24 protein-coding genes, 1 tRNA gene and 5 pseudogenes are annotated in these 19,996 nt (G+C 64.3%); 11 read left to right on the top strand and 19 right to left on the bottom strand.

What is annotated here, in order from left to right:
- Nucleotides 1-161, top strand: a pseudogene (locus ACN0V4_RS12115) (IS3 family transposase); the annotation flags it as partial.
- A 60-nt stretch (nt 162-221) separates the two neighbouring features.
- Here the strand turns inward: ACN0V4_RS12115 and ACN0V4_RS12110 are convergent.
- The gene (locus tag ACN0V4_RS12110) at nt 222-1,079 is read right to left on the bottom strand and encodes a LysR family transcriptional regulator (protein ID WP_417676384.1); all 858 of its coding nucleotides are present in this window, start codon (nt 1,077-1,079) and stop codon (nt 222-224) included.
- 97 nt (nt 1,080-1,176) lie between these two features.
- Between ACN0V4_RS12110 and ACN0V4_RS12105 the strand changes: the two genes are divergently transcribed.
- Both ACN0V4_RS12105 and ACN0V4_RS12100 read left to right on the top strand, forming a co-directional pair.
- Nucleotides 1,177-2,079, top strand: a complete 903-nt coding sequence (locus ACN0V4_RS12105; protein WP_417676382.1) for a DMT family transporter — start codon at nt 1,177-1,179, stop codon at nt 2,077-2,079.
- 191 nt (nt 2,080-2,270) lie between these two features.
- Nucleotides 2,271-3,414: pseudogene (locus ACN0V4_RS12100) on the top strand (IS3 family transposase).
- A gap of 201 nt (nt 3,415-3,615) precedes the next feature.
- Here ACN0V4_RS12100 and ACN0V4_RS12095 read toward each other — a convergent pair.
- Nucleotides 3,616-4,183, bottom strand: a pseudogene (locus ACN0V4_RS12095) (transposase); the annotation flags it as partial.
- 26 nt (nt 4,184-4,209) lie between these two features.
- Between ACN0V4_RS12095 and ACN0V4_RS12090 the strand changes: the two are divergent.
- Both ACN0V4_RS12090 and ACN0V4_RS12085 read left to right on the top strand, forming a co-directional pair.
- A pseudogene (locus ACN0V4_RS12090) lies at nt 4,210-4,628 on the top strand (integrase core domain-containing protein); the annotation flags it as partial.
- Between the two features lie 2 nt (nt 4,629-4,630).
- Nucleotides 4,631-4,795 (top strand): annotated as a pseudogene (locus tag ACN0V4_RS12085) (Lrp/AsnC ligand binding domain-containing protein); the annotation flags it as partial.
- Between the two features lie 13 nt (nt 4,796-4,808).
- Here the strand turns inward: ACN0V4_RS12085 and ACN0V4_RS12080 are convergent.
- Both ACN0V4_RS12080 and ACN0V4_RS12075 read right to left on the bottom strand, forming a co-directional pair.
- The gene (locus ACN0V4_RS12080) at nt 4,809-5,267 is read right to left on the bottom strand and encodes a disulfide bond formation protein B (RefSeq protein WP_417676380.1); all 459 of its coding nucleotides are present in this window, start codon (nt 5,265-5,267) and stop codon (nt 4,809-4,811) included.
- A complete protein-coding gene (locus ACN0V4_RS12075; protein ID WP_417676378.1) occupies nt 5,267-5,845 on the bottom strand; it encodes a YqaA family protein in 579 nt (192 codons plus the stop codon). The genes ACN0V4_RS12080 and ACN0V4_RS12075 overlap by 1 nt, the downstream gene beginning before the upstream one ends.
- Nucleotides 5,846-5,999: 154 nt before the next feature.
- Here ACN0V4_RS12075 and ACN0V4_RS12070 point away from each other — a divergent pair.
- Nucleotides 6,000-6,083 (top strand) — tRNA-Leu (locus ACN0V4_RS12070).
- A gap of 71 nt (nt 6,084-6,154) precedes the next feature.
- Here ACN0V4_RS12070 and ACN0V4_RS12065 read toward each other — a convergent pair.
- From ACN0V4_RS12065 to ACN0V4_RS12045, 5 genes are all read right to left on the bottom strand, one after another.
- On the bottom strand, nt 6,155-7,186 hold the full coding sequence (locus tag ACN0V4_RS12065; RefSeq protein ID WP_417676376.1) for a tyrosine-type recombinase/integrase: 1,032 nt from the start codon (nt 7,184-7,186) through the stop codon (nt 6,155-6,157).
- Nucleotides 7,183-7,389 carry a hypothetical protein gene (locus ACN0V4_RS12060; RefSeq protein ID WP_417676374.1) on the bottom strand — a complete coding sequence of 69 codons (207 nt, stop codon included), beginning with the start codon at nt 7,387-7,389 and terminating at the stop codon, nt 7,183-7,185. The genes ACN0V4_RS12065 and ACN0V4_RS12060 overlap by 4 nt, the downstream gene beginning before the upstream one ends.
- A 13-nt stretch (nt 7,390-7,402) precedes the next feature.
- Nucleotides 7,403-7,888 (bottom strand): hypothetical protein, encoded by a 486-nt coding sequence (locus tag ACN0V4_RS12055; RefSeq protein ID WP_417676372.1) that lies wholly within the window; start codon nt 7,886-7,888, stop codon nt 7,403-7,405.
- 81 nt (nt 7,889-7,969) lie between these two features.
- A complete protein-coding gene (locus ACN0V4_RS12050) occupies nt 7,970-8,311 on the bottom strand; it encodes a hypothetical protein (protein ID WP_417676370.1) in 342 nt (113 codons plus the stop codon).
- Nucleotides 8,308-8,502, bottom strand: coding sequence for a hypothetical protein (locus tag ACN0V4_RS12045; RefSeq protein ID WP_417676368.1), 195 nt, complete (start codon nt 8,500-8,502; stop codon nt 8,308-8,310). Before ACN0V4_RS12045 ends, ACN0V4_RS12050 begins: the two co-directional genes overlap by 4 nt.
- A gap of 68 nt (nt 8,503-8,570) precedes the next feature.
- Between ACN0V4_RS12045 and ACN0V4_RS12040 the strand changes: the two genes are divergently transcribed.
- Entirely contained in the window at nt 8,571-8,813 is a 243-nt protein-coding gene (locus ACN0V4_RS12040) for a helix-turn-helix domain-containing protein (protein ID WP_417676366.1), read from the top strand.
- Nucleotides 8,814-9,301: 488 nt separating this feature from the next.
- Here the strand turns inward: ACN0V4_RS12040 and ACN0V4_RS12035 are convergent, their stop codons facing one another.
- From ACN0V4_RS12035 to ACN0V4_RS11995, 9 genes are all read right to left on the bottom strand, one after another.
- Nucleotides 9,302-10,366 (bottom strand): phage portal protein, encoded by a 1,065-nt coding sequence (locus ACN0V4_RS12035; protein WP_417676364.1) that lies wholly within the window; start codon nt 10,364-10,366, stop codon nt 9,302-9,304.
- A 4-nt stretch (nt 10,367-10,370) separates the two neighbouring features.
- Nucleotides 10,371-10,943, bottom strand: a complete 573-nt coding sequence (locus ACN0V4_RS12030) for an HK97 family phage prohead protease (RefSeq protein ID WP_417676362.1) — start codon at nt 10,941-10,943, stop codon at nt 10,371-10,373.
- Nucleotides 10,943-12,214, bottom strand: coding sequence for a phage major capsid protein (locus ACN0V4_RS12025; protein WP_417676360.1), 1,272 nt, complete (start codon nt 12,212-12,214; stop codon nt 10,943-10,945). The genes ACN0V4_RS12030 and ACN0V4_RS12025 overlap by 1 nt, the downstream gene beginning before the upstream one ends.
- A 3-nt stretch (nt 12,215-12,217) precedes the next feature.
- The gene (locus tag ACN0V4_RS12020; protein ID WP_417676358.1) at nt 12,218-12,556 is read right to left on the bottom strand and encodes an HNH endonuclease; all 339 of its coding nucleotides are present in this window, start codon (nt 12,554-12,556) and stop codon (nt 12,218-12,220) included.
- Complete coding sequence (locus ACN0V4_RS12015; RefSeq protein ID WP_417676356.1) at nt 12,553-12,894, bottom strand: phage head closure protein; 342 nt, start codon at nt 12,892-12,894, stop codon at nt 12,553-12,555. The genes ACN0V4_RS12020 and ACN0V4_RS12015 overlap by 4 nt, the downstream gene beginning before the upstream one ends.
- Nucleotides 12,885-14,534 (bottom strand): terminase large subunit domain-containing protein, encoded by a 1,650-nt coding sequence (locus ACN0V4_RS12010; protein WP_417676354.1) that lies wholly within the window; start codon nt 14,532-14,534, stop codon nt 12,885-12,887. The genes ACN0V4_RS12015 and ACN0V4_RS12010 overlap by 10 nt, the downstream gene beginning before the upstream one ends.
- A gap of 376 nt (nt 14,535-14,910) precedes the next feature.
- A complete protein-coding gene (locus tag ACN0V4_RS12005) occupies nt 14,911-15,138 on the bottom strand; it encodes a hypothetical protein (RefSeq protein ID WP_417676352.1) in 228 nt (75 codons plus the stop codon).
- Nucleotides 15,135-15,668, bottom strand: a complete 534-nt coding sequence (locus tag ACN0V4_RS12000) for a head-tail connector protein (protein WP_417676350.1) — start codon at nt 15,666-15,668, stop codon at nt 15,135-15,137. The genes ACN0V4_RS12005 and ACN0V4_RS12000 overlap by 4 nt, the downstream gene beginning before the upstream one ends.
- 8 nt (nt 15,669-15,676) lie before the next feature.
- The gene (locus ACN0V4_RS11995) at nt 15,677-16,165 is read right to left on the bottom strand and encodes a hypothetical protein (protein ID WP_417676348.1); all 489 of its coding nucleotides are present in this window, start codon (nt 16,163-16,165) and stop codon (nt 15,677-15,679) included.
- Between the two features lie 552 nt (nt 16,166-16,717).
- On the opposite strand from ACN0V4_RS11995, the gene ACN0V4_RS11990 reads away from it, so the two are divergent.
- The 4 genes from ACN0V4_RS11990 to ACN0V4_RS11975 all read left to right on the top strand — a co-directional run bounded on the left by ACN0V4_RS11990 (nt 16,718) and on the right by ACN0V4_RS11975 (nt 18,775).
- Nucleotides 16,718-16,924, top strand: a complete 207-nt coding sequence (locus ACN0V4_RS11990) for a cold-shock protein (RefSeq protein ID WP_417676346.1) — start codon at nt 16,718-16,720, stop codon at nt 16,922-16,924.
- Complete coding sequence (locus ACN0V4_RS11985; RefSeq protein ID WP_417676344.1) at nt 16,869-17,321, top strand: DUF982 domain-containing protein; 453 nt, start codon at nt 16,869-16,871, stop codon at nt 17,319-17,321. Before ACN0V4_RS11990 ends, ACN0V4_RS11985 begins: the two co-directional genes overlap by 56 nt.
- Nucleotides 17,322-17,481: 160 nt before the next feature.
- A complete protein-coding gene (locus ACN0V4_RS11980; RefSeq protein WP_417676342.1) occupies nt 17,482-17,703 on the top strand; it encodes a hypothetical protein in 222 nt (73 codons plus the stop codon).
- Between the two features lie 37 nt (nt 17,704-17,740).
- Complete coding sequence (locus ACN0V4_RS11975; protein WP_417676340.1) at nt 17,741-18,775, top strand: fatty acid desaturase; 1,035 nt, start codon at nt 17,741-17,743, stop codon at nt 18,773-18,775.
- A gap of 164 nt (nt 18,776-18,939) precedes the next feature.
- Here ACN0V4_RS11975 and ACN0V4_RS11970 read toward each other — a convergent pair whose 3' ends face one another.
- Nucleotides 18,940-19,908: a LysR family transcriptional regulator gene (locus ACN0V4_RS11970; protein WP_417676338.1), complete on the bottom strand. Its 969-nt coding sequence runs from the start codon at nt 19,906-19,908 to the stop codon at nt 18,940-18,942.
- Nucleotides 19,909-19,996: the final 88 nt, after the last annotated feature.

Below are 19,996 nucleotides of genomic sequence, written 5' to 3'. Positions count from 1 at the left end.
GATATGACTACAACGCCGTCAGGCCGCACTCATCGCTCGGAAACCAGACGCCGCTGCAAGCGCGCCGAGTGCTTGAGCAATTCGAGGGCTCCGCCCCCGGCGCGCTTGCCCAGAACGACCGGCCAGAATACCAATCTCAAATCCGCAGTCTCTCGTTATGAACGAGGGACCCAAGGGGGGCAGGTCACAGGCTGAATGCCTTCTGTAGCCTTCCCCTATCTTCATCCCTCCAGCTCCGCACGGGCTCGGCTAATTCCCGCCGTTATGGCCTCCGCAACCGCCCGAACGCGGCGCGAGGCGGCGAGATCGGCATGGGATACCAGCAGGAGCGGTGTTTCCATCTGCGTTCCATCCGGCAGGCTCGAGGCCAGCAGAGTCAGGCCCGCCCGCCGTGCAAGGAAATGGGGCAGCACGCCACTCCCCATGCCTTCCTTGATGGCTGCGACCTGAGCCTCCAGCGTGTTGAGCGTCAACCGCCCTTCGCCGGGAAACAGGCGGGCCCAGCCGTGCATCCGGCGGAAGGCCTCGGTCTGGGGCCAGATCACCTGCCGTTTCGGCCAGCTCCCGTCCGGCGGACCGTAGAGCCCGTAGCCCAGGGTGCCCAGCCGCCGCATCACCAGATGGCCGGCCTCGGGCGCGACCAGCCGCACGGCCAGATCGGCGTCATGGCGGTGCATGTTCACCATCGTCGCGGCATAGCTGACCTCTATGTCCAGCCCCGGATTCGCCGCCAGAAGCGGCGCCAGCGCGGGCAGGATCACGGGCGAGACAAGGGTTTCGATGCTGGCCAGGCGCACCAGCCCGCGGATTTCGGCTTGCGCCTCGGCATCGCGGCGCAGCCCGGTCATCGCCAGCTCCACGGCTTCGGCCCGGGGCAACAGGGCGCCTCCCTGATCCGTCAGGTCGAGCCCGTGCTGGTGGCGCAGGAACAGCGGCACCTCCATCACCTGCTCCAGCCGCTCGATCCGGCGCGACATGGTGGCCACGCCAAGGCCCAGGTGCCGCGCGGCGCCCGATAGCGTGCCCTCCCGCGCCAGAGCCAGGAACAGGCGCACATCATCCCAGTTCAGTCGTTTCATGTGCTTTCCATTTTCGGAAATCTGATCGGGCAATCATGCCGTATCGCGTGGCAGTATGGAATGGATGATGGGCGGAAACCAGTGACGGAGCCTGCTCATGACGGATATCACCAACCCCCCCGGCCTGCGGGCCGATCATCGCGCGCTTGCCCTGAGCGCCATGGCCGCGCTGTTCTGGGGCTCGAATTTCGAGGCGACACGGATCGCGCTCGACAGCCTGCCGCCCTGGAGCGCCGCCGCCGGGCGCTTTGTCATTGCCGCGCTTGCGACGCTGATCTGGATGGCGCTGCTGGAGGGGCCGGGGCTGCGTGCGCTGCGGCGCAACTGGCTGGCCTTCGCAGGCCTTGGCCTGATCGGCGTGACCGGGTTCAACGCGGCGCTGTTTCTGGGCATGAAGACCTCGTCTCCGGTGACGGGGGCGCTGATCATGGCCACGACGCCGCTCTCGACCAATCTGATCGAGGCGCTGCTGTCGCGCCGCCTCCCCTCTGCCCGGATGGTGAGCGGCATGGGGGTGGGGCTGGTCGGCGTGGCCCTCACCGTCGGGGCCTTTTCGGGCACGCGCTTCGGGGCCGGGGATATCCTGATCTTCGCGGGCAGCCTGTGCTGGGCCTTCTACACCGTCGGCTGCCGGCGTTGGGTGCGGGAGGCGAGCGCGCTGGAAACCTCGGCCTGGACGATGCTGTTCGGGGCGGTGGTGCTGGTGCTGGCGGCCTGCCTCCTTGAGGCCCCGCTGTCCGCCTTCGCCCTGGCCAGCCCGGCGGGATGGGGCGCAACCCTGTGGATGGCGCTGGCCGGATCGACCCTGGCCTTCGCCTTCTGGCAGGTCGGTATCCGCGTGCGCGGGCCGGGGGCCACATCCGTGCTGTTCAACCTCGTGCCCGTGGCGGCCCTGCTGATCGCCACCGGGCTCGGACGGATGCCCCAGCCCTCGCAACTGCTGGGCGTGGCGATCGCAATCTCGGGCGTCATCTGGGCCAGCCGAGGCGTGCGACGCTGAGCCAGCCGGGTCGTGGCGGTCATCGACAGGCCGCGACCTTCCCGCACATTTTGGGGCTGCGCGTGGCCATCGGAAATTCTTGTGTCTGGATCACGCCTGAAGACCGTCTTCACATCGAAAGTGGCCTCTGAGCTGCCGCCGGTTTCGTGGACACGAAGATAAGATCGTGACCAAGGAACGCGAGAGTGGATATGACGGGACGGAAGTTCAGCCGGGAGTTCAAGATCAAGGCCGTCAGTCTGGTGACGGGGCGTGGCGGTGGTGCAGCAAGCCGCTCGTGAGCTCAACGTAGCGGAGAGTGTATTGCGCCGCTGGATGCGGGAACTGACAGCAGCGCCAGCAGCAGCCTTTCCCGGAAACGGGCGGATGCGGGCCGATCTGGCCGAGATTGCAGCGCTGAAGAAAGAGATCGCGCCGCTGCGTGCGGAGCGTGACATCCAGAGGAAAGCTGTGGCTTTTGTCGCGCGCGAGGCGATATGAGGTTCGCCTTCATCGCCAAACGCCGCCACATCTGGCCGGTCAGCGGGCTGTGCTAGGTTCTGGAGGTTTCGCGGTCCGGCTTCCACGCGCGGGCATCAGCCGCCCGACCAGCCCCCGCGAGTTCCAGGACGCGAAGCGCGTCACAGCGATCGAGACGAGTTTCAAGGCCAGTGACCGGACCTATGGCGCCCGCCGCGTCTGGCGCGATGTTCTTGAGGAGGGGCTTGCCTGCGAGCTGCATCGGATCGAACGGCTGATGCGGAGAAATGCCCTACGGGCGCGGCCCGGGCGCTGCGTAAAGCCCAAGGATGACGGAGAACGGTCGGTCATCGCGGACAATATCCTCAACCGGGATTTCCAGGCGGACAGGCCGAACCAGGAATGGCTGGCCGACTTGGCCTACATCTGGACCGCCGAAGGCTGGCTCTACGTCGCGGTCGTGCTGGGCCTGTTTTCCCGCCGGATTGTCGGCTGGTCCATGAGGGCCGAGCGGGATGCCTCGCTGGTGATGGATGCGCTGATGATGGAGGTCTGGCGCCGGGGCAAGGCTCACGCGCTGCTCCATCGCTCGGACCGGGGATCGCAATACACAAGCGAGCAGTTTCAAAGGCTTCTGGTCGACAATGGGATCATCTGCTCGATGAGCCGGGCCGGGCACGCCTGGGATAAATCGGAGATGGAGAGCTTCTTCTCGTCCGTGAAGACAGAACGTCTCGGAAGGTCTACCGCACTCGTGATGAGACCCGTGCCGACGAGTTCGACGACATCGAACGCTTCTACAACCCGCGCAGACGGCATTCGAAACTGGGCTACCTCAGCCCCATGGAGTTCGGGGCGCGCGGCATGCTAGCTTAACCTGCTGTCCACCAAATCGGCGGCAGATCAACCAGAGATAGAAGGCACGCCGTGCCACGCGGAGCCGGTCCAGCGTGCGCTTGGCGGGCAGGTGTGACTGCTCAACGATCCTGATGATCTCCAGCTTCTCGGATGCAGGATACCCCGCGGGTGAATCATGTTCTGCAATCGGCGTCGAGGCCTGACTATTTCAGCACCCTGCTAGGCGGCGAGCTTGCGGTGCGGCAAGCGCCGATATTCGATGGTCTGCCGCTTGACCCTTTCGCGCTGTTTGATGATGCTTGGCGCCCTGCCGAAATAGGCGTTGGCAGGCGTCAGTGCGTGGTAAGGCTGGTGGTTGTCGTGCTCGACGAAGGTCTCGATCTGGGCCACCAGGTCTCCGGGCAGGAAATAGGTCTCCAGCAGGATGCGGCTTTTCGGGGTTTGGTGCCAGCGCTCGATCTTGCCCTGGGCCTGCGGATGACAGGGGGCGCCGCGGACATGGCTTATCTTGTTTGCCTCAATCTATTCGGCCGGTTCGCCTGCGATGTAACTCGGGCCGCTATCCGACAGGAGGCGGGGCTTGTGCAGCAGGGGGGGCGCTGTCGCAGCCCGAGGCGGCTAGGGCAAGGTTCGCTGTATCGCTGACGTCGCTGGTGCACATGGTGGAGCGCAGCCGCCAAGCGATGATGTAGCGCGAGAAGTCGTCGAGCACCGTCGACAGATACATCCAGCCCCAGCCGATGATCTTGAAGTAGGTAAAGTCTGTCTGCCACATCTCGTTCGGGCGAACGAGCCAAATAGCTCACGCAGGCCGACGCCTCGGAACAGGCTGTCCATGATCACCGCCCGGTCAAGGGCGCGGGACTCGTCCACCATTCCGACCGCGGGCCGCAATACCTGCCCATCCGCTACACCGAGTGGCTGGGCGAGGCCGGCATCGACCCCTCCATGGGCAGTGTCGGCGACAGCTACGACAACGCCTTGGCGGAGACGATCAACGGCCTCTTCAAGGCCGAGGTCATCCATCGCCGCGGCCCCTGGGGCGGTTTCGAGGCCGTCGAATATGCCCCCTCGAATGGGGCGACGGGTTCAACAATCGCCGCCTCCTCAAGCCGATCGGGAACATCCCGCCGGCGGAAGCCGAGGCAAACTTCTACGCCGCTCTGGAAACTGAAGCCATCGCCGCGGAGCGAACCGAAATCAGCCTCCTGTCTTTGCGGCATCTGCTATGAAGGTGGTGCGGGCGGTGCAGTCCACGAACGGGCGCTGGGATCTGATCGTGGAACTCGGCACCGAGACGCTGGAGGGACTGGACCGGGCGCTGGCCCGGATCCGAATGCTCGACGGCGTCACCACCAGCGAAACCAGCCTGCTGTTGTCGACCAGCAAGTCGTCCTGAGCCGCGGGGCCTCTCAGGCCTTGGTGCGGGCGGCGGCGATCCAGATCAGCGCTAGGATCAGCGCGCCGACGGCGTTCCAGCTTGCCATCGACAGGCCGAGGAAGTCCCAGGCGACCTCGTCACAGCGGATCAGCGGTGCCGCCATGATCTTGTCGAACAGCTGATCGGCCGACAGGTTGCCGACGGGGGCAGAGGTGCAGGTGGTCGGCCCCTCCCACCAGGCGCGTTCGACGCCGGTGTGATAAAGGCCGAGACCCGAGGTGGTCAGCGCCGCCAGGGCGCCGAGCCAGGGCAGCAGCCGGCTGCGGATCAAGAGGGCGAGCGCGCCGATCACCACCGCCGCCAGATGCGGCCAGCGCTGTTCGATGCACAGATCACAGGGCGGCAGCCCGCCGATATACTGGAACCCCAGCGCCGCCAGCAGCATTGCCGCCGAGCCGCCGGCGGCGATCAGGATCAGGAAGCTGCGCATCACAGATACCTCAGCAGGAAGAAGCCGCCAGCCAGCAGCAGGACCAGAAGGGTGAAGACCAGGCCAAGCCGGCGTTCGATGAAATCCTTGATCGGGGCGCCGAAGATGCGCAGGAGCCCGGCGAGAATGAAGAAGCGGATGGCGCGGGCGAGGATCGAGGTGGCGACAAAGGTGCCCAGCGGCATGCCGGTCCAGCCGGACATGATGGTGATCACCTTATAGGGGAAGGGGGTGACCCCCGCGGCCAGCACCGCCCAGAAGCCGAAGTCGTTGAATTTCTGGTTGAACTGGGCCATGGCGTCGGCCTTGCCCATCGCCTGCAGGATCGGCTGGCCGATGCTGTCGAAGAAGAAGGCCCCGATGGCATATCCCAACAGCCCGCCCAGCACCGAGGCCACCAGCGCCACCCCGGCGATCAGCCAGGCGCGGCGGGGCCGGGCCAGGATCATCGGGATCATCAGCACGTCGGGCGGGATTGGAAACACCGAGCTTTCGACAAAGGACACCGCCGCCAGGGCCCAGAGCGCATGGCGATGTTCGGCGAGCGCGATGGTGCGATCATAGAGGCGTCTGAGCATGGCCGGTTCCCGCAAGGCGCCCGTCGTGGCGCGTCGCAAAAGGCCAAACCATGGGCCTGTCTCGGGGTCAAGCATTGGACGATCACCTCAGCGCGAGGGCAGGCGGTTTTCCCTCTGGACGCCGCCCACCTCCTTGCGCTATCCGAAGGGCGTGGCCCAAGTGGCGGAACGGTAGACGCAGGGGATTCAAAATCCCCCGCCTTCGGGTGTGTGGGTTCGAATCCCACCTTGGGCACCAATGACTTAGCGGAGTTTGGCCACATCCGCTTTCCGGTTTGTCCCCCACGTTGTCCCCCATTCCTGTTCTGTTCATGTTCTACCCCTTCGGGATTGGGCTTGTTTGGCGAGTCGCTTTTGTCCAGCCTGACGGCGGTATTTGGCGACCATGGAGGCAGTCTTGTGGCCGGTGACGGCCATGATCTGCGCGTCGGAACATCCCGCCTCGGCCAGTTCCACCGCTGCCGTGTAGCGCCAGCCGTGCATGACCAGACCGTCGCAGAGGTCGCCCGCCTTTGCCCGCACCGCGCTGAACCGCCGTTCAATGGCGTCGTAGCCCAGCGGCTCGGTCAGGTTCTTGGCGAGGATGTAGCGGCCGCGTTTCGGCAAGGCGTCCAGATAGGCCCGCAGCTCCTCGGGGCAGTAGATCCAAAGCCGCTCGTCGGTCTTGTCCTGAACAACGGCGATGAATTCGCCGTCGTAGTGATCCCAGCGCATGGCGCAGAGATCGCCGGGGCGCTGGCCCGTGCCTGTGCCGAGGTGAAAGGCGGTCAGGGTCATTTCGTCGCCCAAGGCCTCGCAGGTGGCGCAGAACGCCTTCTGCGCCGGCTCCGGCCACGGTTGCCACTCCTTTTGCGGTCCGTAGAGGCGCATTCCTTCCGCGGGGTTGGCGGTGATCCAGTCCAGTTCCCGCTTGGCGAAGTTGAGCAGCATCCGGATGACCTGAACGTAAAGATCGGCCTTGCGTGGCGTATCCGCGTATTTCTCGTGGATCGCCCGAACGTCCGAACGAGTGACCTTGCGCACATCGCGCCGGCCGTTCTTCTCGCGCAGTGCCTCGATCACCGGGTCATACTTTCGGCGGGTGCCTGGGGCGAGTTTGCGGAACTGCACAGAGGTCTTGTAATGCCGGATCAGATTTTCCCAGCAGGTGCTCGGCGCCTTCTGCACCTGTTCGCTGGTTCCGGAGCGGATCGCCCAATATTCGCGGTCGAACTCGGGCGAGTCCTCCTCGCCCGGCAGCGGGATATAGCGTTCGCGCCGCTTGCCGTCTTCCGTCCAGCGCAGGCGATAATAGAGCTTGCCGTGTTTCGGGGTCACATAGGGTTTGCGCTGTTTCCTCACAGATCAAGCCCTCCATCCAGTTTCGGTTTCTTTCCCCTCATCACCGCGCACAGCTCCTCTACGTCCCAACGCTTTTTCCCGGACAGCAGACAGGGGGAGGGCAGGGAGCCCGCCTTGACCAGCTCGCGGAATTCGGCCGGCTTCATGTCCACGATGCGGGCCGCGTTGGTTTCCGTGACGAAGAGGGGGGTCATAAAAGCCATAACCTGTCCTAGGTCACTCGTCCCCGAAGGTGTTCCGTTCGCGGTTCGCAATGTGGTTCATCCGCTCTTGGATTTCGGCCCTCAGGTCGGTGATGTTGAAGCTGATCGTCGCAAACGAAACCAAATTGCCTCCATGGGTGAAGGTCGTGGGATCGTTTGCGACGCACGGAAGGCAGGTGTCGGGGAAGGGGTTCAGCGGGAAATCAAAACGATCCGGCAGGACAGCGTAAGACGCTTTGAGTGCGTCGAGCACCGTACAGGCGTACATCGAAGCCAAGCTCTGCGGGTAGCCGAGGTTGGTCAGGAACTTGAACAGAAACAGGGCGATCAGGTCGAATTCGCCGAACTCGCGGGCGCGTCCCGCACGGGTCGGCGGCGCACACTTGTAGCCGTCCTTAGCGGCGATGGCTTCGTTGAGGCGCAAGGGGTCCATATCGACGATCTCGCAGGCCAGTTTGGTACGGAAACGCAGGGGTATGGGTTCGAATTTCTGAGGCATGTCGCCCTCCAAAGCTATGGTGTTATCCGATAGCTAGGGTGAACCTATGGCGTCAGTCAATAGGTAATTCATGGGGTGCCGCTATCCGATGTGACAGGTTAGCCTCCGCGCCTCCGACCAGATCGCGCCGGTTTCCCAGTCGGAGAAAACAGCACCCTGCGCGGAGTCTATGATGATCTTGGCCGCGAAATCGGCGGCGGTGATGCTGGGCAGAGCCATCAGGCGTTCTTCCAGGCGGTCGCGAGGCGCATAGGCGCGATCAAGGTCCGCGTCGGAAGTGTTGACCGGCAGGCGTTCCAGTTTGTCCGTCATGGCAAGCCATTGGCGAAACAGTGTCATGATGCCGGAGCCTTCGACCGCGTAGGCTGGAAGGGCTGCGGCGGCGGGCGCGGTGGTGAGGAGCGCGCGGCGGGTGAGGATCATTGCGGCGCCCTCCCCAGCAGGCGTTCGGTCTGGCGCAGGGCGGCGCGCATGTAGCTGCGGGCCTCGCGTTCGGACTGGCTGTAGGCGGTCGTGCGTTTGGTGGCGTCGAGGGCCAGGGTCAGGCAGTCGTGGATTTCGCAGAGGCGGGCGGCAGGCAAGCCGGGGGCGGCTGCCGGAACAGGGTTCGGCATTGCGTGGTCTCCATAGGTTTGATACCTTTGGATCATATCAGAACTGATCTCATTGGATCAATGAAAAAATGATCTCTTCAGCTCAAATTCGAGCCGCCAGAGCACTTCTCGGCTTGTCCCAAAGTGCTGTAGCAGAGGCCGCTGGCATATCTGTTCCGACGCTCAAGCGTGCGGAAGGAGCCAGTGCTATTAGTGCCTCTGACAAGGCGATACTCTTGATTCATGCTGCCCTCGAAGCTGCTGGAGTAGAATTCATTCCAGAGAACGGGGGAGGAGTTGGGGTGAGGCTAAAGAAACCAGACAATGGATAGTCTGTTTAACAATAGTTGGTTTGTCGGGGTTGCAACTAATCTGATAGCTGCCCCTATAGTATTTCTATTGGGAAACCTTTGGTCACGTCTCCGTGAAAAGAGGCAGAAGACGGAAGCGTTGCGTGCAAAACCCGTTAGCTTTAGCTTTGCGATCTTCTTCAAAATAATGTTCATAACTTATGCTGTAGCCGCAGTATCATTGTGGTCGGTTTCAGATCTGACCATTCCAGCTTTCATTCGGCACCCTTTCAACTTCTCTATTCTTGGGTCTGCGGTTCTTTCAGCTTTTGCATGGACGTCCGGTCGGCGCGAAGGTCAGAGACGTGTTCAAGATTTGCGTGACAATCCATTCAAAACCTCACGGAAGAAAAGCTGAATAGCGCGCCGCGCCCCGGCGAGAAATCCGGGGCCGCGCGCTGTCGGTGTTGTTGCGGCACTCGCCGACTGAACCGGGTTGCTCGGGCCATGTCACCCCAGGCGCAACCGACCTATTTCTCCCAATCCACCATGCGCATTGCGCCGGAGAGGTCGGCGGGGGCGATCCCTGCCGCCTTCGCCTCGGCCAACGTCTTGACGATTGCGGACAGCGCCCGCGCCCTGCCGCCGGCGTCATAGGCTTGCAGCGGGCGCGTCACATCGATCATCACCTGGGTGCCCAACTTGGCGCTGGCTTCCTCGGCCAGCAGCTCGGCAATCGGTTGCAGGCCCCAGACGGCAAGATGCCGCTGCGCCTCCCTCACCGCCGGGCCGGTGGCGGCGCGGTTCAACAGGCTGGGCAGGACGCCATAGGCGGCAAGGATGCCCTCCCGGGCCGCTGCAAGCGTTTGGTCCGTCATGCTCTTGGACAGGTCCGGCGAGAGCTGATCCGGCGTCTGCCCGATCTGCGGGTTCATTCCCGCGGCTGTCGCCTGGGCCACGCCCTCGATCACCAATGTTGAGCCGCGCCGCCCTTTGAAGGCGGACCGCATCGAGGCCATATCCTCGGCCCCGGAGTCAGGCAGCGGCACGATCTGCGAGCCCAGCGGGGCGTTCTCGAAGGTCTCGGCCAGCGCGGATTCCACCGCGTGAAGCAGCGCCCCGGTGAGGCTGGACCGGCGCAGCGGCGCGGTGCCGATCCACGGGGTTACCGCGTCGGCGCCGATCCGCAGGTGCAGCACCTCGCCCGCCAGAGCCGTGACGCTGCGGGCGCCGCCTGCCTCGGCCAGCGACAGGCGATAGGCGCGCGGCCGGCCGTTGCGGGTGGTCAGTTCCCAATCGGTGGCCGGGGTCAGGCCGGCGTCGTCGATCAGGAACACCGCGTCACCGTTCAGCGCCACCGCCCGGGCCAGTATCGCCATGGCCTGGCGCGTCAGCAGGTCGGTGCCGGTCACGTCCGCCATGGCAAAGCCGCCTTCCCAGAGGGAGACGCAGCTTTGCACGGTCGAGGTCAGCTCGGCCACGCCGCGCCGGCCGCTGATATAGCTGTCCCGCGCCGCGATCACCTGGGCGGTGTAGCCGGTGCCGCTGGCCCGGGTCTCGATCGGGCGGAACCAGTTTCTGAGCCGTTCGAACATGTCGTTACCTCCAGCGGAGCGCGGGGTGCCGGTCCACCACGCGGCGGGCGACATCGCCCAGGGGTTGCCAGTTGCGCGCCTCGATCTGCGCCAGCGGATAGGCCGGCTTGGTCACGGCGCTGATCTCGATCAGGTCGGCCGCGCGGATGGTGCGCAGGATCGCGCCGCCACGTTGCTCCACCGTCTCGCCGCCAGGCCGAACCCGGAAGCCCGGGGAAAGGCCCCGGATCAGCCCGGCCGCGCGGGCGCTCAGGAAGTCCCGCACCCACGACACGGCCGCCATTTCGTCGGTGATTACCGCGTCAACGGTCAGCGCCTCGTTGGTTTCGGTGAGGGTCAGGGTGCCGGCCGAGCGGGAGGCCAGCGGTTTGTTGAAGTCATGGCCGGACAGGAAATGCACATCGTCGCCGCGCTCGATCCGATCGGCGAAAGCCCGGGCGGTGATCACTTCGCGCCGCTCGCGCCCCAGGCTGACGCCCAGAACGGTTTCCCGGCCGTAGGGGAAGATTGCCCGAAGGCGGGTTTCCCCGCCTTCGGTGCGCAGCTCAAGGCCGCCGAGGTGAGCGCCCCAGAGCATTACGCGGCCGCCAGTTGCAGGCCGGTCAGCAGCTCAAGCTGCGTCGGGCGGGCAACGGTCACGTCCATGGTGGACAATGCGGTAATCCGCAGGCCACCGGATTGAGCGTCACTATAGGGGTCGCGGATCACGTCCATGGCGCCCCAGGAGCCGACGAAGATCGGAGCCACGCCGCCCGCCGAGGTGGTCAGCAGCGACGAGGTCGCCGAGGGGGCACCGGCGGGGGCGGTCAGGGCGTTGTGGGTCATGGCGATATTGCCGGCGGGGATGTTCTTCACCAGCCGATCCCATTCCGACACCGCCGTGCCGGCGATCAGGGCGCCGTCGAGATAGTCCCACAGCTCGGGCCGGATCAGCGCCCGCACCGCGCCCGGCGATCCGGCGGTGTTGCGGGTCATAAAGCGGGTGACGGCGGCGCGGAACACGCCCCAGCTCGCCGCTGCATCAATGGCGGTGGAAATGATCCCATAGGTGGCCGCCCCGGTGATCACGCCCAGCGGCTGACCGTTGGCGCCAGTGCCAAGGAACACCGCCTGATCCAGCGCCACGCCCATCGCCCCGGACATGTCGCGCCGTACCGCCTGCTCCAACGCGGCGCCGGACTGCTGCAGGGTCTTGCGCGTAATCCGCATCTGAATGCCGAGGTTGTGGTCCGGCGCCATGGCACGGGCAGCGGTGGTATAGGCGGCCGGCCCTGCAACGTTGCCGCCCTCGCCATCGGTCCAGCCGGCGGAGACAGCCGAGGTGGTGACGGGCCATTCCACCGCGCCCCTGTCGATGCTGATCATCTGCGTTCCCATCCGGGAGGCCACGCTTCCCGGGAACAGCCGCTCGATGATCGGCCGGGTTTGCATCGGGGCCGGCGTGTCGGCCGAAATGGTTTCCCCGGCCCGGGTTTCCAGCGCCTGCCACGGCACCGGGATACCCCGGAACCCGCCCTGTTCACGCAGCTCGGTGACGATCTCGGCCGTCTGCCCGGAAAGCTGGCGCCCCTCGTCCAGAGCCAGCGCGACCTGCCGCATTTCGAACCCGGCCATGAGGTCGGCCCATTCCTGCGCGGAACGGGTTTCCAGCTCCTCGCCGGCCTCGCGCCGTTCGGTATCCTCGGCGATCAGCGCGGCGCGATAGCGGGTCTCGTTATTGCGGAATTCGAGGTCCAGCGCCCCGATCTGGCGCAGCTCTTCCTCGTTCGGGGTTTCCTTGCCGACCAGCCCGGCGAGGGTCTGGCGGATTTCCGACTGGCGCCGGGAGATTTTCACGCTTTCGAGCATTGCTTATCCTTTCTGCTCTTCAGAGGGTTTGCCGGGTCGCTCAAGCGACGCGATCATGTCCCGCCAGTCCTGGCGGTCCTTTCGGGGCGGGGGATGCCCGCACTCGATCCGTGTTTTCCGGGTGTGGCAGCCAGGGCAGAGCGCCTGTAGGTTGCCGGGGTAATAGGACAGCTCAGGGTGCGTCCTGACCGGTTTGATATGGTCCACCTCAAGACGCCCGCCGCAGCCGCAGGACTTGCAGCGGAAGCCGTCGCGTTCGAGGATCTCCATCCGCAACGCCTTCCAGCGTTTGGTCCGGGTCACCTTCCGCGAGTAGCGGTGATGGTCGCGCCGGGTGCTCATAGGACTTTCCCGCTGAGTGCCGTGATTTCGAGGAAGGCGCGGCTCGGCGGCACCTCTTTGATGCCGTCAATCCGATAGGTGATCCCCTCGTGCTCCAGCCGGTCAGTGCGGCGGATGTCGCGCGCAAAGGCAGTGGCGCGCACGACGAAGCGGACAACCAGCAGATTGTCCCATGCACCTGCCTGCATGCGCTCGGCGTCCGACACATCCCTCCGGCGCGCGAAGATCGGCACCCCTTTGGGTTTCCAGTCGCGGATCCTCTCTCCGACCCCGTTCTCTGTCTCCGTCGCGCGCAGCAGTTGAATGCGGCGGTTGAGCTGTCCGGCGTTCATGCCCATAGCATCCTCGCCTTGGCTTTGGGTTGCGCCTTCATCCGCGCCCCCTGCGCCACCGCCAGAACAGAGGCCGCAGCCGCGTCGATCCGCCCAAGGGCTCGGCCCTTGGCCAGCTTGTGGTTCCCGGCATCGTCAATAACTGTGATCGCGTCACCGAAGGCGAAGCGCAGGAGAAGCGACGGCTGCACCTTCACATCTCCGTCGAAGAGGGCGCGGCGGAACCGTTCCACGTCTTCGCTGCCATCCTTCCAGCCGAAGCCGCGCCAGATGAAGGGGACGTGACCGAGGCCCGCCGCCTTCAGGGTCTCGATGAACTCGGCCTGGCGGAAACGGTCGCCGACGATGCACTCGGGCACAATCCCGTCAAGGTGCGCGACGATCTGGGCCAGCCATTGGCCAGGCGGGACAGTGGCGTTGCCCATGACGGAGAGTTCCCCGCGCTCCTGCATCTGGCAGTAGCGATCCGAAACGCCATCCGCCGCCCCGCGATCCGCCAACGACGGGGTGGACGGGAAGGTGCCGAGGGCTTCGAGCCGCCCGGTTTCAGGCCAGTAGAACGCCGCCGCCGACATGCTGCGCGACCCGCCGAGGTCAACGCCAAGGATGCAGGGCCCCTTGCGGTCGGGAAGATCCTCCGGCGACACCTCGGCCGCCATCCATTCGTCCACCGTGACCAGAACGGAGCGGTTGTCAGTCGAGACACGCTCGTTGCGGTTCAGGTTCCGGAAGCTGGTCAGGGCCGAACCGCCACGGGCAATTGCCCGCTGAGCCTGAGACTGAAGCCATTCCGGGGTGGAGCCGATGCCCTGCACCGCACCGGGGTTGGCCATCAGCAGGCTTTCCATGTCATCGGCGGGCAAGCCGAAGGGCGGGCGGTGCTCCTGGACGTAAGTGCCGGGTGGCGGCTCGTCGAGCCAGCGCGAAAAGGTGTTGGCATCGTCGGGGGCCGAGGTGGAAATGATCAACGCCCGACCGTCCCGCTTGCCAAGGCCGGAGAGGATCGCGTTTTCAAGGCTGTCGCCCTTTTCGCGCTCCCACGCCGCGCGCTCGTCCATGATTGCCAGCGTCGGGGCACCGCCGAGAACGGACTTGCCATCGGCGGCGATCACGCGGGCCAGCCCGCCGCCGTTGCCCTCGAACTCAACTTCCAGCTTGGAGCCGCGCCGGATGATGAATTGCCCACGGTCCGCCTCGGGCAGACCTTCGATGAAGCCGAGAAGGAAGTTGAAAGCCGTCTTCGCCTGATCCCGGTTCCGGGCCGCGATGATGATTTCCCGCTTGGGCTGGGGCTTCTCTTGAAGCGCCCCGACCAGTTCGCCCAGGGCGAGCCCCGCCGAGAGGGCCGTCTTGGCATTGCCACGCCCGATCGACAGCACCCCGACCATGACTGTCTTGGCCAAAGCACCTTTTACGAATTTCTTCTGGAAATCAGCCAGTTTCAGCGGCTTTCCAGCGTTTTTGCCTTCGGGAATGCGCAATAGGCCCAGAAACTGGCGAGCGCGAACCGCTTCGGATTTTCCCCCGATTTTTTTCAGGAGAGAGAAAGCAACAGTTTGTACCTCGGTTCCCACCAGCTTCGATGTCGCGGCATTGGGACCATTTCCAAAGAGGTCCGCCTGTTCTGTGTTGTGCTCGTTGCGCATCGCTTGTCCTCTCGCGCGTATCTCTTTGTTCAACCGTCAGTCTGTCCCCACTGCTCAATGGTGAGGTTCGGAGCGAAGGGCATAGGACGACTGCCCACGCGGTAAGGCGTGGCAGTCCCTATGCCCTCCGCGTGAAGTTCCTGCTCAACGGAGCCGGTCCATCGCTTTGGGCCCAACTGGTCGCGCGTTCTCGCCAGTCGGTCGGTTGCTGCTTGCGACGCATGAACGCTGCGCCGGGGATCGGGCCTCAACCTTGCGGACTGCCCTTTGCCTGTGATCCCGCCCGTGGTAGGCATTTCGATGTGGAGCCACCGTTGCTAACCCGTTCCACCACATCGGCCCTGCGTCTGGGGTGGCGCGCAGGGTCGCCACTTTCTCAGCTCTCGATTACCTCCAGCTCGCCGTCAGGCGCGTGGCGCAGCTCTGCCACCAGCCGGCGCATGATCTGTTCCTGTTTGAAGGAGGGGCGCCACGACGCACGCTTGCCGTGTCGTGCGATGGACCGGGCAAAGCTCTTCAGCCATTCGTCCCCCTCGGCCATCGCGCGACGCATCACATACGGCCAATGCAGGGTCATGATTTCGTCAAGCTCATGGTCGGTCACAGCTGCACCCCCCGGTAGCGGGCGGCGATGCGGGCCATGTGCGGCGAGGTGGTCAGGCTCTTGGCGTCCATCGGGGATCGGCCGTCATAGTGCAGCGCGGCCTGATCCATGATCGCCTGGGCAACATCCGCCGGGATGTCGGCAGCCGTTGCCCCGAACCCCGCTTGATACTCGATCTCGATCAGCTCGGGTTTGAGGTCTGCGAAGCTGTCGCCCCAGCGGATCAACGGGCGAACACCGCCGATGAAATCGAAGTCGGTGAAGGCCGAGCCGTTGACGCTGACGGTCTGGGCGTCCCCGCTCTGAGCCGGACCCATGGGCAACGCCAACAGGCGGTTCGCTGCCGGGTTGATGATCACCACCCGCACGGTCTGAGCCAGCAGCGCGATCTGCGCCAACTGCTCGAACTCGGCCGCCGCCGTTCGCCCCATGTTGGTGATCGCCGCGTCTTCCTCGTGACCGTCAACCCGCAGGTGCAGTTTGACGGCGGACAGATCAAACGGCAGGGCCGCCGGGGCTTCCCGGTTCACAAGCGTCCTCATGCCGCGATCTCCACTTCACCGATGTGACGGAAGAACGCGGTCTGATCCTTGGCGCTCATCGCGTCATAGGCGGCCAGGGCGTAGGCTTTCAGCTCGGAGCGGGAGGCACGGGCGGCCCAATCCCGGGCATCTTCCATCCCACCGAGGAAGGCCGGCAGCGGCGCGCCGGCCGGGCGCAGGGAAGCGGCCGCAACTAAGGCTGCCTGCTCGGGGGAAAGGGAGTTGAGCACCGCATAGGCCAGCGCCGCCCGCTCTTCGTCGGACAAGCGCAATGCCGCAACCTTACTGAAATCGGCCCAGCCCTCGGCATCGCCCAGCGTCAGGCTGTAGCCCAGCACCCGCGACATGCGCTTGTGAGCCGGCTTGATCAGGGAGCCAAAGCTGAGGGATTTCGAGCTTTCCCCCGTTTCTTCTTTGTTCGCGGAATGTCCGGGGGCCGACTTTTCCTTAGGAGATTGATATTCGGAGATTTTTGCCGAATTCAAAATCCCCCGCCTTCGGGTGTGTGGGTTCGAATCCCACCTTGGGCACCAATGATTCCGGGAAATTAGTCAGGCTCGCGCCGCGGCGGGGCAATCCGGCGGGGCCACTTTGATATCGGCCGCGTCGACGGAACCGCGCGATCAGGCCCGGGGGGCGAGCATTGCCGAATTGCGCGCGGCGCCGGTCCGGGGAGGGCCCGCGCGGGCGGGCCGATGTGCGCGTGGCGATGTGCGCATGGCGAAAACGGCGATCGGGCAGGGCCCCTGGTGAAGGTCCGGTGCAGGCCGGCTGGAACGTGGCCGGATATCGCTCCGCGCGGCAATGGGCCGGTCCTGCCGATCGGTTGCGACCCGTGGTCCGAGCTGGAGCGCGGCCGCCTCATTTTCTTGGTCGCGATCTTTCACCCTTGTAATGGAGGCAGTGACCCCGTACATAGGGGAGGCAAAGCTTCTTCTTTCGACCTTCTGTATCCTAGCGGCCTCAGTTGATCTTACGACGACACTGAGCCGGGCCACTGCGTTGTGTGGGTGGCAAAAAATCTAGGAGACATCACGATGGCTAATGGCACCGTGAAATGGTTCAACCAAACCAAAGGCTTCGGCTTCATCGCACCGGAATCGGGCGGCAAGGACATCTTCGTTCACATCTCTGCTCTTGAGCGCGCCGGCATCCAGCGCCTCGACGACGGCCAAGCTGTGACTTTCGATGTCGAAAGTGGCCGCGACGGTCGTGAATCCGCGAGCAACCTCGCTCTGGCGTAAGCCGCGCCAATCCGAACATCAGGGCGGGGGCGGCCTTCTGGCTGCTCCCGCCTTTTCTTTTGAGTTGCTCCCTGCCGCGTCGGCGGGGAAGGTTCAGAGTATCTATGGAATTGAAGAAAATATGATGGAAATTAACTGGGGGAGTCCTCTGACGTTTATCGTCTCTCAAGAGGGGGATACCCAAAAGTTCACTACAATCGAGCAGGCCTTGTACTGGCTCCGCAAGAAGTGGCCGATCGCGGATCGCAACCGCGAGCTTGCGATTGAGCACGTCGATGCCGCGATGCATTGTCTGACGACGGTGGGCGCCGCGCGGAGCGCTTTCATTTCGGCAGCGAAAACGGCTGGTTTCAAACCGGCGACCCTTATGGCTGCTGAGACCGCAGCACTCTGTTAAGCGTCTGACGCGAAACACCTGCATTCTTCGCCCATCAAGGCACAACCGGACTATCGGATCGGCTCACCCTTCCCAAGACCCGGTTGCCGGCCCTCCGGTAGCACCGGCGGCCAGACAGCCAAGGAGATGCAACTGAATGGGAAAGCCCACAAAGGTCACATTGTTCAAGACCGAGCCGCGCCACGCGGAGACGCTCATGGACAAGATCTCTCGCGCCGCGATGGAGATCGTGGATGACGAGACAGAAGAACGCCAGATCAAGACGGATCGCCTGCGCAAGGCCCGGCTTGAGCGAGAGGCGAGCGGCAAAAGTGGAGCGGCCAAGGCCGCCGCGAAAGGGGCCGGCAACATGCCTGGCACCAAGCCGGTAAAGAAAAGCTGATATCCCAGATACACCCAATATGGCCAATAGCGAAAAAATGCACTCTGCTCAGACAAGCGACACACTTGCGGCGTCTCGGACACCCGCCGAATGGACGCGAATTCTCGTGAAATATCGTGAGCCGATCCTCTCCCGCAGCCTCTGGGAATTGATGGTGACCTTTGCGCCCTTCGTGGCGATCTGGGCGCTGGCTTGGTGGTCCCTGTCGATCAGCCCCTGGTTGGCGATGGCGCTGGCGGTGGTGAATTCGGCCTTCGTCGTGCGCCTGTTCATGATCCAGCATGATTGCGGTCATGGGGCGTTTCTGAAGAACCGCCAGATCGGCGACTGGATCGGACGGGTCATCGGCGTGTTGACCTTGACGCCCTATGACGTCTGGCGCCGGACCCACTCGATCCACCATGCCACGACAGGCAATCTCGACAAGCGCGGCGTCGGTGACATGCCGACCCTGACGGTTCGGGAATACCGGGAAAAGAGCTGGATTGGCCGGGCGATCTATCGGCTGATCCGCAATCCGGTTTTCCTGTTCGGCCTGGTCCCCTTCTATACGTTTTTCCTGCAGCACCGGTTGCCGATCGGGCTGATGCGGTCGGGCTGGCGCTATTGGGTCAGCGCGATGGCAACCAACGCCGCGATCGCTACGGCGCTTTGCGGGCTTGCCTGGCTGGGGGGCATCGACGTGCTGCTGTTCGTGTTCCTGCCGACCACCTTCCTGGCCGCGGCCACCGGAATGTGGCTGTTCTATGTGCAGCATCAGTTCGAAGACACCGTCTGGGACAGCGACGCGGACTGGAGCGTGCAGGATGCGGCGCTCAATGGCAGTTCACACTATGACCTGCCGAGCATTCTGCGTTGGATCACCGCGAATATCGGTGTCCATCACGTGCACCATCTGGCCAGCCGGATTCCGTTCTACAGATTGGGCGAGGTGATCCGCGATCACGACATCCTGGCGCAGTCGCAGCGCCTGACGCTTTGGCAGAGCTTCCGCTGCGCGCGGCTGCATCTTTGGGACGAAAAGCGGCGCAGGCTGCTGTCCTTCGCGGATGCCCGGTCCGCAGCCGTGTAACGGGCGGACCGAAGACAAGGATTGGCCCTCAGCCGTCTGAGGCGTTCATCGCCCGCGCCGTCACAGGCGCGGGCGTTTTTGCGTCTTCACCTCACGAGACGAATAGGAGCCGGCCGGGTCCGCCGGGATGATGTCGAGGCGCCGGCATTGTCGGGCTGGCGAGATCAGCGATAGGTGCGCTCCTCTACCGGGGTGGTCTCGATGGCGGTCAGCAGCTCCTGCAAGAGCAGCTCCTCGGCGCGGTTGCGGATGGTCCGCGGGTTCCACACGACATAGACGTCGATCGCCGGCAGATCCTCGTAGGGTGGCACCTGCCAGAGCTGCCCCTCGGCAACGTCACGGGCGGCGACATGCACTGGCAGTGGGCCGATGCCAAGCCCGGCGGTGATCATCCGGCGCACCTCTTCCAGATGGCTGGAGACGCCGGTGGTCTGTACCCCCATATCGGCCTGGGCCCGCAGCAGGGTGACGGGTTTCAGCACGTCATGCAGGCGGTCGGTTTCGAAGCTGACCGAACTGTGGCCGGCAAGATCGGCGATGGTCAGCCCCTCCCGCCCGAACAGCGGATGCGGCGGGCCGCAGAACATGCCGAAGAATTCGCGATAGAGGCGGCGGTACTCCAGCTTGGGATTGTGCTCCTTGACCAGACAGAGCGCGAAAGAGGCGCGCTTGGCTGCAACTTCGGCGACCGCGTCCGAACTGCTGTGCACCTCAATCGAGATGCTGGCGCGCGGGTGCGCCGAGTGCAGCCGGGTCAGCGCCTGATCAAAAAGGGGGCAGATGACGTGGCTTGCCACCGCGATGCGCACATGGCCCTGCACGTCGTCGGTCAATTCGCGCAGCAGGGTCGAGAGGCGCAGGACCGATCCGTGAATCTCCACCGCCTCGCGATAGAGCAACTGCCCCGCCTCAGTCAGATCATAGCGCCCCGGTGATCGGTCGATCAGCTTGCGGCCGACTCGATTTTCCAATTTTTTCAATGCTGTAGAGACGGAAGGCTGCTTCAGCCTGAGCTTGGCGGCCGCATCGGTGATTGAATGGCTATCGGCTAGAACCACGAAGGTCCGCAGCAGATTCCAGTCGAGTTCCCGCGAAATGCGTTCTGGATCGAAGCGGGAAGGGGGAGTCGCCATAGATCACACCTATAATGAAGATTTACCTTATCTATTTGAACTATGTCTCCGGCTTTCGCAGAGTCTGGTCAAGTCTGCTGACACAAGG

This window comes from Pseudodonghicola sp. (genome assembly GCF_048268305.1).
Taxonomy (GTDB): Bacteria; Pseudomonadota; Alphaproteobacteria; order Rhodobacterales; family Rhodobacteraceae; genus Pseudodonghicola.
Note: the sequence above shows the minus strand (reverse complement) of the source record. Positions and strands in the feature narration are given on the sequence as shown.

Excerpts from the sequence above, each read along its gene's own strand:
- ACN0V4_RS12110 (WP_417676384.1), bottom strand. The coding sequence starts at position 1,079 with ATGAAACGACTGAACTGGGATGATGTGCGCCTGTTCCTGGCTCTGGCG.
- ACN0V4_RS12105 (WP_417676382.1), top strand. The coding sequence starts at position 1,177 with ATGACGGATATCACCAACCCCCCCGGCCTGCGGGCCGATCATCGCGCG.
- ACN0V4_RS12080 (WP_417676380.1), bottom strand. The coding sequence starts at position 5,267 with ATGCGCAGCTTCCTGATCCTGATCGCCGCCGGCGGCTCGGCGGCAATG.
- ACN0V4_RS12075 (WP_417676378.1), bottom strand. The coding sequence starts at position 5,845 with ATGCTCAGACGCCTCTATGATCGCACCATCGCGCTCGCCGAACATCGC.
- ACN0V4_RS12060 (WP_417676374.1), bottom strand. The coding sequence starts at position 7,389 with ATGGCTTTTATGACCCCCCTCTTCGTCACGGAAACCAACGCGGCCCGC.
- ACN0V4_RS12055 (WP_417676372.1), bottom strand. The coding sequence starts at position 7,888 with ATGCCTCAGAAATTCGAACCCATACCCCTGCGTTTCCGTACCAAACTG.
- ACN0V4_RS12050 (WP_417676370.1), bottom strand. The coding sequence starts at position 8,311 with ATGATCCTCACCCGCCGCGCGCTCCTCACCACCGCGCCCGCCGCCGCA.
- ACN0V4_RS12045 (WP_417676368.1), bottom strand. The coding sequence starts at position 8,502 with ATGCCGAACCCTGTTCCGGCAGCCGCCCCCGGCTTGCCTGCCGCCCGC.
- ACN0V4_RS12040 (WP_417676366.1), top strand. The coding sequence starts at position 8,571 with ATGATCTCTTCAGCTCAAATTCGAGCCGCCAGAGCACTTCTCGGCTTG.
- ACN0V4_RS12035 (WP_417676364.1), bottom strand. The coding sequence starts at position 10,366 with ATGTTCGAACGGCTCAGAAACTGGTTCCGCCCGATCGAGACCCGGGCC.
- ACN0V4_RS12030 (WP_417676362.1), bottom strand. The coding sequence starts at position 10,943 with ATGCTCTGGGGCGCTCACCTCGGCGGCCTTGAGCTGCGCACCGAAGGC.
- ACN0V4_RS12025 (WP_417676360.1), bottom strand. The coding sequence starts at position 12,214 with ATGCTCGAAAGCGTGAAAATCTCCCGGCGCCAGTCGGAAATCCGCCAG.
- ACN0V4_RS12020 (WP_417676358.1), bottom strand. The coding sequence starts at position 12,556 with ATGAGCACCCGGCGCGACCATCACCGCTACTCGCGGAAGGTGACCCGG.
- ACN0V4_RS12015 (WP_417676356.1), bottom strand. The coding sequence starts at position 12,894 with ATGGGCATGAACGCCGGACAGCTCAACCGCCGCATTCAACTGCTGCGC.
- ACN0V4_RS12010 (WP_417676354.1), bottom strand. The coding sequence starts at position 14,534 with ATGCGCAACGAGCACAACACAGAACAGGCGGACCTCTTTGGAAATGGT.
- ACN0V4_RS11990 (WP_417676346.1), top strand. The coding sequence starts at position 16,718 with ATGGCTAATGGCACCGTGAAATGGTTCAACCAAACCAAAGGCTTCGGC.
- ACN0V4_RS11985 (WP_417676344.1), top strand. The coding sequence starts at position 16,869 with ATGTCGAAAGTGGCCGCGACGGTCGTGAATCCGCGAGCAACCTCGCTC.
- ACN0V4_RS11975 (WP_417676340.1), top strand. The coding sequence starts at position 17,741 with ATGCACTCTGCTCAGACAAGCGACACACTTGCGGCGTCTCGGACACCC.
- ACN0V4_RS11970 (WP_417676338.1), bottom strand. The coding sequence starts at position 19,908 with ATGGCGACTCCCCCTTCCCGCTTCGATCCAGAACGCATTTCGCGGGAA.